Genomic DNA, 13,702 nt, shown 5'->3' with positions numbered 1-13,702 from the left:
CCTGGACAGTCCCGTACCTGCTTCAGCTCGTTGTGTGGATTGAACGGCGTACCGTCGTCCTACCGTGCGACCAACTGACCGGGTGGGGGACTGACGTCTCTTCTGGTGGAGGGTGAGGCGGCCCAGCGGCCCCCTCCGGTACGGGGGAGAGGCGAGCGAGCGGCCCGGTGAGGCGGTGGCCCTTATCGGCACTGGGCCCTTGCGTCGGCCAGAAGCGAACCGCCAGCGGAGGGTACGCGGACGTGCCTCGTCTGCAAGCCAGGCGGTATCGGCGGCTTGCGGCCGGTGGACGGTTGGGGGACGAGGCCAAGGTGGGGTGGTCGGAAGCATCATTCGTGTGGATGATCAAGCCGTATTAAGCCGTATCAAGTCGAAGTATGGCGGGCCATAATGATGACCCCTCTTTTCAAGTCGTCGAGACCTTCACCGGACAAGTGAACCTTGGCGCTATGGGGCGGTTCCAGGAAATCGGCTGGCTGCTCGTACCGGAAAATTGATTCGAGCGTCATGCGTGATTGGCTGCTGCTCGCGTCGGTCGTTGACTCTCGTTCGAATTGCTGACCGGCGCGGGCGACTCCTCCTACGCATCGAACGATGCACACGGCGGTCGATGCTACCTTCTCTTCCACCGAGTAGATCTGCAACTTTGCCGCGTAAGTTTCATCCATGCCTGTAAGCCTCTGCTACGAACTGTTTTATCTGATCTGGGGAAAGTTTCGGTATATCCCATTCCAGGGCGTCGGTAATGCCTTCGTATGACTTAATCCTGGGGACGTGGATTCCCATATTTCCAAGAATTTCATGAGCGACATTCGCTGGAAGCTCGACCGTGGCTCTGCGAGCAAGTTCATGAGCCGGAAGATTCACGCCGACTTCCGCCTCGGCGCGAATGTACCCGGGTAGGGTCTCGACTCCTTGCAGTGCGTTTCTTGGGATAAGTTGAACGACTGCATCCCCGAATTGTTCTGAGTGTCTTGCGAATGCTGTGGCTACCCCTGGGTCTGTAGATGTCGGAGTGAACCCGGAACTCTGCGTGCCATCGCTTGCGTTGAATCCCCTGGTGGTACCTCGGAACAGATGTTCCTCTTCCGGGCAGCCGTTAGGAGCAAGGCCGAGAGCGTCGGTCCATGCATGTGGATTGTGGACGTAGGTAGTGGGGTTGGGAGCAGGGGCAAGTCCTAAGGGGTCGGGGGTGAGGTACCGGGCCGTTTCCGGGTCGTAGTGGCGGAAGTAGTTGTAGTGGAGGCCGGTTTCGGGGTCGTAGTACTGGCCCGGGAAGCGCAGGGGCGTGTAGGTGGTGCTGTTTGTCGACCATGCTGTTGTTCCCCATAAGGTGCTGCGGATGTGCCAGGCGATGTCGCCTTGTTCGCCGACGAGTTCGGTCGGGGTGCCGATCAGGTCGGTGACGATGGCGAAGAAGCGGGAGTCGATCTCCTGCTGGGAGGCGTCGGCCGGGGTGATGCGTTCCGTCTGGGCGAGGGGGCGTAGGCCCTGGTGGTCCCAGGTGAGGGTGACCGGGTGGGGGAGGTCGGCGGAGGTCGTCGTCTGTTCGCAGAGGGTTGTGCCGTCCCAGGTGAAGTCCACCCGTTCCAGGACCGTTTCGCCGTCCTCGGCGAGGCGGAGTTTGGCGGTGCGGCGGCCCAGGGGGTCGTAGGTGTAGCGCCAGCGGGTGCCGTCCGGGGTGACCACGGATGTCAGGCGGTCCTCGGCGTCCCATTCGTAGCGCCAGGTGTCGGGTTTGCGGGACAGGCGGGTCTTCTGGCGGAGGGTGATGCGGCCGAGTGCGTCGTGTTCGTAGCGGACGTTGCCGGCTCGGGTGATGCGGGTGCCCGTGTACGCGCGCGGGCCCCTTGCCTCCGCGCCCGGGTGGTCCGAGGGCCAGGACGCCTCGGTCTGGTTGCCTGCCTCGTCGTAGGCGTAGCGCTCCGTCCAGCCGGCCGCGTGGACCGCCGTCACCCGGCCGGCCGCGTCGAGGTCGAAGCGGCGGGTGCCGGACAGGTGGTCGTCGATGCCGATCAGGTTGCCGTCGGCGCGGTAGGCGTACGTCCGGTGTTGGAGCCGGTGGCCCCCGGCGCCGGTTACCGACTGGGTCGTGAGGCGGCCCATGAGGTCGAAGGAGTGCTCCAGAGCGACCGTGCCGTTGATGTGGCGGGTCAGTTCGCGGCCCGCTTCGTCGTACGTGAAGTCGATCGGCCGGCCCGACGCCACCATGCCCGTGCGGCGGCCCGCCGCGTCGTACGACCATGTGGATACGGCACCTGTCGACGTGGTGCGGCCCGTGCGGCGGCCCAAGGCGTCGTAGGTGTACGTCACCGTGCGGCCGTTGACCGTCTCCGAGTGCAGTCGGCCGTGGCGGTCCCGCAGCAGGGTCAGGGCCGTGCCGTCCGCGCCCACCGCCTGTGCCAGTTGGTCGGTCAGGTCGTAGGCGTACGTCGTGACCTGGCCTGCCGCGTTCTTCCGCAGCACTTGGCCGAGTTCGTTCCGCTCGAAGGTCACCGTCTCGCCGAGCGCGTTCCGCCGTGACACCAGGCGGCCCGCCGCGTCGTACACGTAGTTCAGCGTGCGACTGTCGAAGTCCGTCTCCCGCACCAGGCGGCCGGCCGCGTCGTACTCGTACGTCCAGGTCAGGCCCTGCGGGTTCGTGACCGTCGTCAGGCGCAGTTCCGTGTCGTGCTCGAATTCGTAGCGGACGCCGTCCGGACCCGTGCGGGCCGTGAGCAGGTCGAAGTGCGTGTACTCGAAGCGGCTGACCCCGCCCAGCGGGTCCGTGTGGCTCGTGCAGTTGCCCTCGCCGTCGTACGTCCACGTCTCCGTCGTGCCGTCCGGGGCCGTGCGACGGGTCAGCTTGCCTTCAAGTGACCATTCCAGCTGGGTCGTCGCGCCGGTGGGGTCGGTGATCGCGGTGGGGAGGCCGAGGGCGTTCCGCTCGTAGCGCGTGGTCGCGCCCAGCGGGTCCGTCACCTGTACCGGGAGGCCCGCGCGGTCGCAGACGACCGTCGTGGTGTGGCCCAGCGGGTCCGTCACCGACGTGAGGTGGCCGGCCTCGTCGTACGTGAAGCGGGTCGTCTGGCCCGCCGGGTCCGTCACCGACGTGCGGTTGCCCCGGTCGTCGTACGTCTGACGGAGCACCGTGCCGTCCGGGTTCACGGCCTTCACCGGCAGGCCGAGGTCGTTGTACTCCGCCCGCGCCTCGCGGCCGTCCGGGCGGACCACCCGCGTGAGGTTGCCCGACTCGTCGTACTCGAACGTCGTCGTGTGGCCCAGCGGGTCCGTCGCGGACAGCAGGCGGTTGTAACGGTCGCGGACGTGTCGCGTCGTCGCGCCCAGTGGGTCGGTCTCCGCCACCACCTGCCAGGCGTCGTTCACCAAGTAGCGGCGTGTGTGGCCCTCGGCCGTCGTCGCCGTCGTCGTCCTCAGGCCCGTTGTCGCGTCCGGGTCGCCGTACGCCAGGCGCAGCGCCATGTGGCCCGCCGAGCCGCCCTCCGCGACGCAACGGTCCTGGTCGTCGTACTCGTACGTGTAACCGCGGTCGTTCGTGTCCGTCCAGGAGGTGACGCGGCCGGCCTCGTCGTAGGTGAAGCGGAGCGGCAGGCCGGAGGAGTTGACGACCTCCGTGAGGTTGCCGTCCGTGTAGCCGAAGCGCCTCAGTTCCTCGCCGGTCGCGGTCAGGTGGTACGCCGTGACGCGACCCGACTCCGTCGAGATGCGGACGCCCTGGCCGGCGCTGGTGTGGACGCCCAGCGGGGTGCCCTCGGTGTCGTACTCGAAGGTGATCCAGTTGCCGTTGCGGTCGTCGATCTGTTCGAGGACCGCGAGGTCGGGGCTCTGGTCGGCGAAGTGCCAGGTGCGGTGGGTGCGGGGGTCGGTGATGGTGTAGCCGTCGTCCACGCGGTCCAGGGGGAGGCGGGGGCCGTGGCTGGGCAGGGTGGGCAGGCCGGGGGCGGGGTGGGGGTAGGACAGCAGGAGGCCGTCCTCGGTGACGTAGACGACTCCCTCCGCGTCGATCTCCAGGCGCTGGTCCAGGGTTGAGGACCAGGAGGGGCCGAACCAGCGGCCCAGGTGGTAGCCCGACTCGACGCGCCGGGTCAGGAGCAGGGGGAGTGCGCCGGGGAGGGCGACGTCCGTCTGGGGCAGGTACATCTTGCCCGTGGCGAGGTCGATCGGGTCGGTGCCCTTGCTCTCCACCGATTCGCCGGTACGGGAAGGCTGGTGCGGGTCGTCGTTGACGCGTTCCCGGGCTGTCTTCCCGGCCGCGCCTTCCGCTCCGGCGCGAGCTTCCCGTGTGGCTGCTGCTTCCGCGGCGCGTCGGGTGAGGCCGGTCTCGGCGGCCTTGCGGGCCAGGCCCGCTTCCATGCCGAGGCCGTCTGTGCCGACGAGCTGGGGCAGCAGGCGTCCGCCGAACTCGGAGGGGTCCTTGCGGGCCTCGTCCCACATGGCCTTCGCGGTGCGTTCGGGGTGGCGCGACGGTGGAGGTCAGGCCGGAGAGCGTCATGCTGACGTTCTGCAGGTAGGCGGCGGGGTGGGTGAGGTTGTAGGGGTCGGTGGGGTTCAGGCCACGCACGAAGTTGACCAGGCCGGCGGTGCCCTTGGCCACGCCGCCGGCGAAGTGGGTCAGTTCGATGCCGGTGGACAGCGCTTGGTCGGTGAAGTCGTCCTTGAGCCGGTTCAGGGGCGGGGGCTGGGCGGGGGCGTGGGCCCGGGCGGCCTTGACCTTGCCCTGGGCCTCGGATGCGGCGGTGTTGCGTTGCTTGCGCGCTTCGGCGAGCTTCTCACGCGCGGCCTGGATGTCGGCCTTGCCGGGGTCGTGGAACGGCTCCGGTCGGGGGCCGGGGTCCTCCTCGGCCTTGATCTTGGCGTTGTAGGCGTCGACCTTCTTGTTGTACGCCTCCACCGCGTCCTTGGACGCCTTGACACCCTTCTTGTAGAGCTCGACGGCTTCCTTCGCTTGTCCTTGTGCCCATTGGACGGTGTCGGCGTACGACTCCAGCGCCCCGGCCGCCGTCTGGCAGGCCTCGGCGGCCTGTGCCCACTTGGCGGGGTGCACGGCGAACTTCTCCCGGAAGGTGTCGCCGCCCTCGCCCTTCCAGCCGGAGGAGTCGACCTTCTTCAGGCCCTGGCTGACCTTGTCGAACGCGCCGTGGAAGTCCCGCAGGTGCTTGGCGCTGCCCCGGATCTTGTCGGGGCTGCCGTGGACGAGTTCGTTCGCCTCCTCGGTCTGGCCAAGCTGCTGCTCACCCGGGGTCGCGCCCAGGTCGGAGGCGACGCCGTCGCCCCAGTCCTCCACGGTGTCGGCCCACTTGTGGGCGCCGACCTCGTCCAGGCCCTCGCCGACCTTGTCCGTGGCCCAGTCGACACCTTCGCCGAGCTTCTTCTTGCCCTTGTCGTAGAGGTCCTCGGCACCGCCCAGAAGCGCGTTGGTCACATCGCCGAACCCCATCAGCCCTCACCGCCCTGCTGCTCGGCGGCCCGGGCGCGGGCCTCGGGGGAAGGGCCGAACGTGTCGTCCAGGTACTGGTCGTACTCCTTGTCCGAGACCCCGAACGCCTGGTGCAGGTCCTCCGGGCCCAGACCCATCGCCCCCACCGTGTGCGAGGTCATCAGATCCCGCCCGGCGTCCTTCCAGCCCTGCTTGCTGGTCTCCCACGCCTGCTCGAAGGACTCCTTGCTGTAGTCCACGTCCCCCACCGAGGAGGCGATCTCGCCATAGCCCATCTTCTGCACGTCCTCCTCGGAGGCGTACGGATTGCCGACGGCCGCATTGGCGACGATCTTGAAGGAGCCCTTCACGTACTGGTCGGTCTCGTAGTACGTGCCCGCCGCCAGGCCCGTCTTCACGGCGAAGCCGTTGCCCTCGTGGATCAGCGACCGCACGCCCCACTCCCAGCGCTCGCAGAACGACGCGAAGTCGTCCGTGAGGCCCTCATGGCCCAGCTCCAGCCCGGACAGCGCGATGTCGGAGAAACCACGCCCGGCACCCGCCTCGCCGACCATGCCCAGTTCCTTCAGCTCCCCCAGCGCCTCGGTCAGGCCCTTGGCGATCAGGCCGAGACCCTGCGCCACCAGATCCTCGCCGCCGCCCCCGGTCACCGCCCGTCCCCCATGTCCCCCGTGTCCTGCGTGTCCTCCGCCTCCGTGCCGGCGTCCACCGCCACCGCGTCCGGCACGATCCCGCGCACCGGAGGAAGGACCATCCCGTCCTCCCCGTCCGCGCAGTCCAGCGCCACCCCGCACGGCACCCCGGCCGCCGGGACCGCCGCGTCCAGCAGACGCGCCCCCAGCCACCGCTGATACGGCCACTCCCGCTCACCCTCACCCCGCGCGAGGGCGAAACGCGCCAACGCCCCCTCGTTCGAGAAGGCGTAGAACCAACGGACACCACCGAAATCGGCTGTCAGAGGGCTGCCGGTCTCCGGGTCGAGGGGGACCAGCACGGCCGTGCGCCGGAACTCACCCAGCAAGGCCGCGAACTGGCGGCGTCCGCGCTCGGGGTCGTCCGTGGTCCCCGATGGGCCGGGTACGGCCGTGTCCGTGTAGTCGTACAGCCGTGACCTGCGTGTACGCCTCCCGTCTTCAACCATGGACGGGATCATCACAGTGCCTGACGGCGGTCGCAACGCGATGCCGGGCTGACCGATCAAGTCCGGCCGCCCCGCCGCACAGCACAGCGCCCGGACCGAAAGGCCCGGGCGCTGGGGGTGGCCGAAGGTCACGTCACGGGAGTGCGTGGACGTGGGGGCCGACCGTGTTCGACCATGCGTTGCCCGAGGCCGCGTCCCAGTTCGTGGACCAGGTCATCGCGCCCCGCAGGGCCGGGTAGGTCTTGGACGGCTTGAAGGTGCCGCAGTTCGTGGCCGCCGTCAGGCAGTCCAGGGCGTTGTCGACCACCGTCGGGGAGACGTAGCCGCTGCCCGCCGCGCGGGTGGAGGCGGGGACGCCGAGGCCTACCTGGGACGGGGAGAGGCCGCCCTCCAGCTGGATGCAGGCGAGGGCCGTCAGGAAGTCGACCGTGCCCTGGCTGTAGACCTTGCCGTCGCAGCCCAGCATGGAACCGCTGTTGTAGTACTGCGTGTTGACGACCGTCAGGATGTCCTTGATGTTCAGGGCCGTCTGGAAGTACGTGTTCGACGTGGACTGCATGTCGATCGTCTGGGGGGCCATCGTGATGATCAGCGAGGAGCCCGCCTTCGACGACAGCGCGCGCAGCGCCTGCGTCATGTACGTCGCGTTCAGGCCGTTCTCCAGGTCGATGTCGACGCCGTCGAAGCCGTACGTCTGCATCAGGGAGTAGACCGAGTTGGCGAAGTTGGCGGCCGACGACGCGTCGTTGACGGACACCGAGCCCTTCTCGCCGCCGACCGAGATGATGACCTTCTTGCCGGCCGCCTGCTTGGCCTTGATGTCGGCCTTGAACTGGTCGACGGTGTAGCCGTTCAGGCCGACGGAGTCCAGGGTGAAGGAGACGGCTCCCGGGGTCGACGTGGCGTCGGCGAAGGCCACCGCGATGATGTCGTAGGACGACGGGACGTCCGAGAGCTTCTGGACCGTGGCGCCGTTGTTGAAGTTCTGCCAGTAGCCGGTCACCGCGTGCTTGGGCAGGGAGCCGCCGCCTCCGCCGCCCGTGCCGGAGGCCGTCGTGCCCGTCACCGTCGCCGACCTGGCCGACTCGCCGGCCGCGTTGGTCGCCGTGACCTGGAAGGAGTACGACGTGGCCGCCGTGAGGCCGGTCACCGTCGCGGACGTGCCGGTCACGGCGGTGACCTTCGTGCCGTTCCGGTAGACGTTGTAGCCCGTCGCGCCCGACACCGCCGACCAGGACAGGGAGACCGCGGAGGACGTCGTACCGGTCACGGAGAGGCCGGCCGGGGCCGCCGGGACCGTCGGGGCCGGGTCGCCGCCTCCGCCGCCGTCGGGGCCGTAGACCGAGAGGTCGTCGGCGTAGTAGGCCGCCTGGCCGTACCAGCCGTGGGTGTAGACCGTGACCGAGGTCGTGGACGAGCCCGTCGTGAACGTCGTCGACAACTGCTTCCAGGAGGCCGAGTCGGGGGTCCAGGTCGAGACGTCCGTCGTGCCGGTGCCCGTCACGCCCAGGTAGGAGTAGCCGCCCTGGACCCACGCGCTCAGCGTGTACGTCGAGTTGGGCTTGACCGCGACCGTCTGGGTGCACTGGGCGTTGTCCTGGCCGGCCGGGGTCGCCTTCAGGGCCGCGGTGCCCCCGTGCACCGGGGACGTGACCGTCGTGCCGCTGCCGGCCGTACACGTCCAGTTGGCCAGGCCCGACTCGAAGCCCGCGTTCTTCACGTTGTTGACGTCCGCGGCGGACGCGGGGCCGGCCGTGGCGAGGCCCGCGACCGAGAGGGCCAGGGCGGTGGCGGCGGACCATGCCGCGAGCCGCCGTCCGCGGGGTCTGGGTATGCCTGGTACGCGGTCCACTGGAGCCTCCGTGGGGAGTGGGCGGTGAGGGGAGGAGAGGGGGAGAGGGGCGGTGGCCACCGCTTGCGCCTAAGTTGGTCCAGACCAATCCGGGTGTCAAGAGGTCCAGGCCGAAACCGTCTCCGCTCGGTGGCTCAACCTGTCCAGGTTTGGCGGGACTTGATCCGGGAGAGTTCCACACCGGCTTCACAAACGCTGTTCTCCGGCCATACGCCCGTGGATACAGTGCTCAGGTAGTCACGCAATGAAGTCGTCCTGGCGCACGGGAGTTACACCGGTGGGCCGGGCGGGTGTGAAGAGCGGGGAGCTGCGCGTGCCAACTGCCATTGCCGTGACCAGTGCCGACATGGCGCTGCCGGCGCAGGACGAGCGGACCATGCCCGCCGTCGTGCTGACCGGCCTCGACCACAAGCCGCTGGACCAGGCCCTCACCGAACTCAACGCCCTCACCGAGCAGTACGGCTATGTGGTCGTCGTCTGCTCACAGGCCACCCCCGAGCCGGTCGTACGGCGGCTGCACACCCTGCGCTCGCTGCTGGAGAGCGACCGCATCGCCCTGTTCCGGCCGGAGCTCCCGCCGCTCGGCATCGCCGTCCTGGCCCGGCAGCTGCGCCAGCTCGCCTCCTGCGACCTGAGCCCGGGCGTCCTCGCCTCCGCCGGCCGGCTGCTCACCCACTACATCCACGCCGGCGCCGTCCTCGGCTCCGTCGCCAAGCTGGACCGGGTCCCCGTCGGCCTCAAGGCGCACGCCAGGTCCTGGATGCCGGGCAGCCAGTTCGCCGTCCTCGCCCACCCCGAGCCCCAGCTCGTCAAGGTGGCCCCCGACGCCACGCTCAAGGGGCCCGATTTCAGCACCTGGATGCTGGTCGCCAAGGGGCAGTTGCAGAGCGACTGGGCCGCCGGGCTCGGCACCCGGTGGGGTGTGCACGGGCTGCGCGAGGTCCCGCTGCCCGCCGAGTCCCCGGTGTGGTGGGGGACCGGCCGCGTGGTCGAGTTCTGCGGCTACCTCGCCGACCTGTCCGTGCTCTACCAACTGGTCACCTCCGTACGGCAGACCAGCTGCCACTGGTGCGGCCTGGACGTCATCGGCGACCGCTGCGTCTTCTGCTCCGCCACCTCGCCCGCGTACGAGACACCCCGCGCCCTGGAACAGCGAACGCCCGCCTGACCTGCGCGAACCTGACCCGTCCCGCTCGACCGATTCCCCCAATGAGGTTGCACGGTTCATGAACTCCCGTCAGCGCCGCGGCGTGATACTCCTGATCCTGTCGGTCCTGTGCGCGCTGGGCGCGTTCGCCGGCGTGCTCTCCGTCATCCACGACGCGAACTCCAAGGTCGGGCCCGAGGTCGCCGCCTACCGGGTCAGGTCCGAGGTGAAGCCGTACACCGCACTGGACACGGGCCAGTTCGAGAAGATCGAGATGCCGAAGCGGTGGCTGTCCGGCAACGCCGTCACCGACCTCCGGCAGATCCGCGGCAAGATCGCCGTGACCACCCTGCGCGCCGGCTCCCTGCTCCAGACCGACATGATCGTGGACCGGCCCGCCCTCCAGCCCGGCCAGCAGGAGGTCGCCATCATGATCGACGCGGCGACCGGCGTGGCGGGCAAGATCACCCCGGGGTCGCGGGTCAACGTCTATGCCACCTTCGAGGGAAAGAAGGAGGGCGACCCGGACCAGTCGAAGATCATCGTGACCAACGCCCGCGTCATCGACGTCGGCCGGATCACCGCCCTGGAACCCGACCGCGACAAGGACCGGCAGCCCACCGAGGCCGTCCCCATCACCTTCGCCCTGTCCACCATCGACGCCCAGCGCGTCACCTACGCCGAGTCCTTCGCCCAGCGCGTCCGGCTCGCGCTCGTGGCCCCCGGCAGCGAGACCAGCGTCCCCGACAAGGACCGCACCTACGAACTCGCGACGGACAAGTGAGAGGCGGCCATGCCCACCAGGATCCTCCCGGCCGGCGCGGACCCGGACGCCGTCCGCTCCCTCACCACCCTGCTCAGCCAGCTCCCCGACGCCGAGCCGCAGCCCCCGGTGACCGACTCCACCCAACTGGTCGACGCCCTCGCCCGGCTCGCCGCCGAGTCGGTCGACGAACTGCCCGAGGTCGTGGTCGTCCACGAACGGATCGGCCCGGTCCCGGCCCTGGAACTGATCCGCGAGGTCGCCCTGCGCTTCCCGGCCGTCGGCGTCATCCTCGTCACCACCGACACGAGCCCCGGCCTGTTCGCCGCCGCCATGGACTCCGGCGCCCGCGGCCTGGTCGCGCTCCCGCTGTCGTACGAGGAGCTCGCCAACCGCGTGCAGGCCGTCGCCCAGTGGTCGACGGGGGTACGACGGCACCTCGGGCACGGCGCCGAGGCGCTCGCCGGCGCCGGCGGCACCGTCGTCACCGTCAGCGGCGCCAAGGGAGGCGTGGGCACCACACTGACCGCCATCCAGCTCGCCCTCGCCGCCCAGGCCTCCGGCCGCGCCACCGCCCTGGTCGACCTCGACCTCCAGACCGGCGACGTCGCCTCCTACCTCGACATCCAGTTCCGCCGGTCGGTGGCCGACCTGGCCGCCATCACCGACATCTCGCCCCGCGTCCTCGCCGACGCCGTCTTCCGCCACGACACCGGGCTCTCCCTGCTCCTCGCGCCCGGCGAGGGCGAACGCGGCGAGGAGGTCACCGACCGCGCCACCCGCCAGCTCGTCAGCGCCCTGCGCTCCCGCTACGAGGTCGTCGTCGTCGACTGCGGCGCCCAGCTCGGCGGGGCCGGCGCGGCGGCCGTCGAGATGGCCGACACCGCGCTGCTGGTCACCACCCCGGACGTCATCGCCGTACGCGCCGCCAAACGGACCGTACGGATGTGGGACCGGCTCCAGATCCGCAAGGCCGAGGAGACGACCGTGGTCGTCAACCGGCACACGCGCAGTACGGAGATCCAGCCCGCGCTGGTGCAGCGCATCACCGGGACGGCGCTGGCGCGCACCGCCGTCCCCGCCAACTTCAAGGAACTGCAAGGGGTCGTGGACGCCGGGCGGGTCCACGAACTCGACGCCAGGAGCACGGTCAAACAGGCGCTGTGGGGGCTCGCGGGCGAACTGGGCCTGGTGAAGGCCGCGGAGGGAGCCTCCCACCGCGGGAGCGGACGCGGTTCCGTGAGCCTGCGGCGGCGGAAGGAGTGAACCCCTGATGAGAAGGCCGGACGGGGACCGGGGACAGGTGAGCGTCGAGTTCCTGGGCATGACCCCGCTGATCGTCCTGACGCTGGTGCTCATGTGGCAGGCCGTGCTCGTGGGATACACCTTCACGCTCGCCGGGAATGCTGCCGACGAGGCGGTGCGGGCCGGGACGGCCGCGCCACGGGGAGGCGCGCGCCAGGCCGCGTGCGCGGAGGCGGGGATGAAGCACCTGTCGGGAGCGTGGAAGGGGGACGCGTCGGTGCAGTGCAGCGCGTCCGGCTATGTCACGGCCGATGTCTCCCTCAAGGTTCCCGTCCTCTTCCCGGGCGTGATCTCCTTCCCCGCCACCGTGCACGGCCACGCCGGCGCCGTCGAGGAGGTGAAGGACTGAGATGCCGTACCGCCCGGGACGCGACCGGGGCCAGGTCGCCATCGAGTACCTGGGGTTCATCCCCGTCCTGCTCATCGTCGGGCTGGCCGGGATCCAGCTCGGCGCCGTCGCCTACGCCGCCGAGCAGGCCGGTACGGCGGCCAGAGCGGGGGCGCGGGCGGCCTCGCTGGACCAGTCGTACGCCCAGGCCTGCGCCGACGCGGTGAGCGGCGGACTCGACGTGTCCTGCTCCATCGGCCCAGGCGGCGCGGATTCCGTCACCGTCACCGCGACCGTCCACATCCCCACCATCGTCTGGGACCTCGGCTCCGCCACCAAGTCCGCCACCATGCCGCTCGACCACTGACCGAGGAGAGGCGACCCCATGAGTCTGCGGGCACGCATCAGCACCCCGGAGGAGCACGGCAGCCGGGGCGAGGACGGGCATCTCGTCGCCTCCTACCGGGCCAAGCTGCTGGAGGAGATCGACCTCGCGGAGATGAGCGCGCTGGCCGCCGCCGAACGCCGGGCGCGGCTGGAGCGGGTGCTCGGGCACATCATCAGCCGCGAGGGCCCGGTGCTGTCGACGGTCGAGCGCTCCCAGCTGATCCGCCGGGTCGTGGACGAGGCGCTGGGCCTCGGCATCCTGGAACCGCTGCTGGAGGACGCGTCGATCACGGAGATCATGGTCAACGGCCCGGACGCCATTTTCGTGGAGCGCGGCGGCCGGGTCGAACAGCTCCCCCTGCGGTTCGTCTCCGCCGACCAGCTCATGCAGACCATCGAGCGGATCGTGTCGACGGTCAACCGCCGCGTGGACGAGTCGAACCCGATGGTGGACGCCCGCCTGCCCTCCGGCGAGCGGGTCAACGTCATCATCCCGCCGCTGTCCCTGACCGGCCCCGTCCTCACCATCCGCCGCTTCCCGCGCTCCTTCACCCTCCAGGAGCTGATCGGCCTCGGCTCGCTGGACGAGCACATGGTGTACCTGCTGGCGGGCCTGGTGCAGGCGAAGTTCAACATCATCGTCTCCGGCGCGACCGGCACCGGGAAGACCACCCTGCTCAACGCCTTGTCCGGGCTGATCCCGGTGCACGAGCGCATCATCACCATCGAGGACTCCGCCGAACTCCAGCTCCAGCAGACCCATGTGGTCCGCCTGGAGTCCCGCCCGCCGAACGTGGAGGGCAAGGGCCAGGTCACCATCCGGGACCTGGTCCGCAACTCCCTGCGGATGCGCCCCGACCGGATCGTGGTCGGCGAGGTCCGCGGCGGCGAGTCCCTCGACATGCTCCAGGCGATGTCCACGGGCCACGACGGCTCGCTGGCGACCGTGCACGCCAACAGCGCCGAGGACGCGCTGACCCGGTTGCAGACCCTGGCCTCCATGTCCGACGTCGAGGTGCCCTTCGTCGCCCTGCACGACCAGATCAACAGCGCGGTCGACGTCATCGTCCAGCTCACCCGGTTCGCGGACGGCGCCCGCCGGATCACCGAGATCGCGCTGCTCGACAGCCACGGCGGGGAGCCGTACCGGCTGGCGACCGTGGCGCGCTTCGACGCGCGGCCCATGACCCCGGACGGCCGCGTGTACGGCGACTTCCGGTACTTCCCGCTGCCCCGCCGTACCGCCGACCGCCTCTACATGGCGAGCCAGCCCGTCCCGCAGGCCTTCGGCGTCGCCCGTTCCGCCGACCAGCTCGCCACCCGAGAAGCCAGGTAGGACTCA

At 69.9% G+C, this 13,702-nt stretch carries 11 protein-coding genes and 1 pseudogene; 6 read left to right on the top strand and 6 right to left on the bottom strand.

Going from position 1 to position 13,702, the window contains the following annotated elements; translation table 11 throughout:
- Nucleotides 1–365 precede the first annotated feature (365 nt).
- From AQJ11_RS45565 to AQJ11_RS10640, 6 genes and pseudogenes are all read right to left on the bottom strand, one after another.
- On the bottom strand, nt 366–668 hold the full coding sequence (locus AQJ11_RS45565) for a hypothetical protein (RefSeq protein ID WP_079082272.1): 303 nt from the start codon (nt 666–668) through the stop codon (nt 366–368).
- The gene (locus AQJ11_RS10655) at nt 661–4,434 is read right to left on the bottom strand and encodes a DUF6531 domain-containing protein (RefSeq protein WP_398780994.1); all 3,774 of its coding nucleotides are present in this window, start codon (nt 4,432–4,434) and stop codon (nt 661–663) included. Before AQJ11_RS10655 ends, AQJ11_RS45565 begins: the two co-directional genes overlap by 8 nt.
- 301 nt (nt 4,435–4,735) lie before the next feature.
- A pseudogene (locus tag AQJ11_RS52640) lies at nt 4,736–5,437 on the bottom strand (putative T7SS-secreted protein); the annotation flags it as partial.
- Complete coding sequence (locus AQJ11_RS10650; protein ID WP_059262881.1) at nt 5,437–6,087, bottom strand: hypothetical protein; 651 nt, start codon at nt 6,085–6,087, stop codon at nt 5,437–5,439. The pseudogene AQJ11_RS52640 and the gene AQJ11_RS10650, both read right to left, overlap by 1 nt.
- Complete coding sequence (locus AQJ11_RS10645) at nt 6,084–6,590, bottom strand: hypothetical protein (protein WP_059263080.1); 507 nt, start codon at nt 6,588–6,590, stop codon at nt 6,084–6,086. The genes AQJ11_RS10650 and AQJ11_RS10645 overlap by 4 nt, the downstream gene beginning before the upstream one ends.
- 121 nt (nt 6,591–6,711) lie before the next feature.
- A complete protein-coding gene (locus AQJ11_RS10640) occupies nt 6,712–8,430 on the bottom strand; it encodes a chitinase (RefSeq protein WP_059262879.1) in 1,719 nt (572 codons plus the stop codon).
- Between the two features lie 346 nt (nt 8,431–8,776).
- Here AQJ11_RS10640 and AQJ11_RS10635 point away from each other — a divergent pair, with 346 nt between their 5' ends.
- Genes AQJ11_RS10635 through AQJ11_RS10610 form a run of 6 tightly spaced genes read left to right on the top strand, consistent with a single transcriptional unit; the run spans nt 8,777 to nt 13,696 of the window.
- A complete protein-coding gene (locus AQJ11_RS10635) occupies nt 8,777–9,598 on the top strand; it encodes a hypothetical protein (protein ID WP_398725568.1) in 822 nt (273 codons plus the stop codon).
- 58 nt (nt 9,599–9,656) lie between these two features.
- Nucleotides 9,657–10,361, top strand: coding sequence for a Flp pilus assembly protein CpaB (gene cpaB, locus AQJ11_RS10630; RefSeq protein WP_014674668.1), 705 nt, complete (start codon nt 9,657–9,659; stop codon nt 10,359–10,361).
- Between the two features lie 9 nt (nt 10,362–10,370).
- On the top strand, nt 10,371–11,606 hold the full coding sequence (locus tag AQJ11_RS10625; protein WP_059262875.1) for a CpaE/TadZ family protein: 1,236 nt from the start codon (nt 10,371–10,373) through the stop codon (nt 11,604–11,606).
- Nucleotides 11,607–11,613: 7 nt separating this feature from the next.
- Nucleotides 11,614–11,994, top strand: a complete 381-nt coding sequence (locus AQJ11_RS10620) for a TadE family protein (RefSeq protein ID WP_014674670.1) — start codon at nt 11,614–11,616, stop codon at nt 11,992–11,994.
- 1 nt (nt 11,995) lies between these two features.
- Nucleotides 11,996–12,340, top strand: coding sequence for a TadE/TadG family type IV pilus assembly protein (locus AQJ11_RS10615; protein ID WP_059262873.1), 345 nt, complete (start codon nt 11,996–11,998; stop codon nt 12,338–12,340).
- A gap of 18 nt (nt 12,341–12,358) precedes the next feature.
- On the top strand, nt 12,359–13,696 hold the full coding sequence (locus AQJ11_RS10610) for a TadA family conjugal transfer-associated ATPase (RefSeq protein WP_059262871.1): 1,338 nt from the start codon (nt 12,359–12,361) through the stop codon (nt 13,694–13,696).
- Nucleotides 13,697–13,702 lie beyond the last annotated feature (6 nt).

Source organism: Streptomyces corchorusii, assembly GCF_001514055.1.
Classification (GTDB): Bacteria; Actinomycetota; Actinomycetes; order Streptomycetales; family Streptomycetaceae; genus Streptomyces; species Streptomyces olivaceoviridis.
The sequence above is the reverse complement of the archived record's forward strand: the minus strand, read 5'-3'. Positions and strand labels throughout refer to the sequence as shown.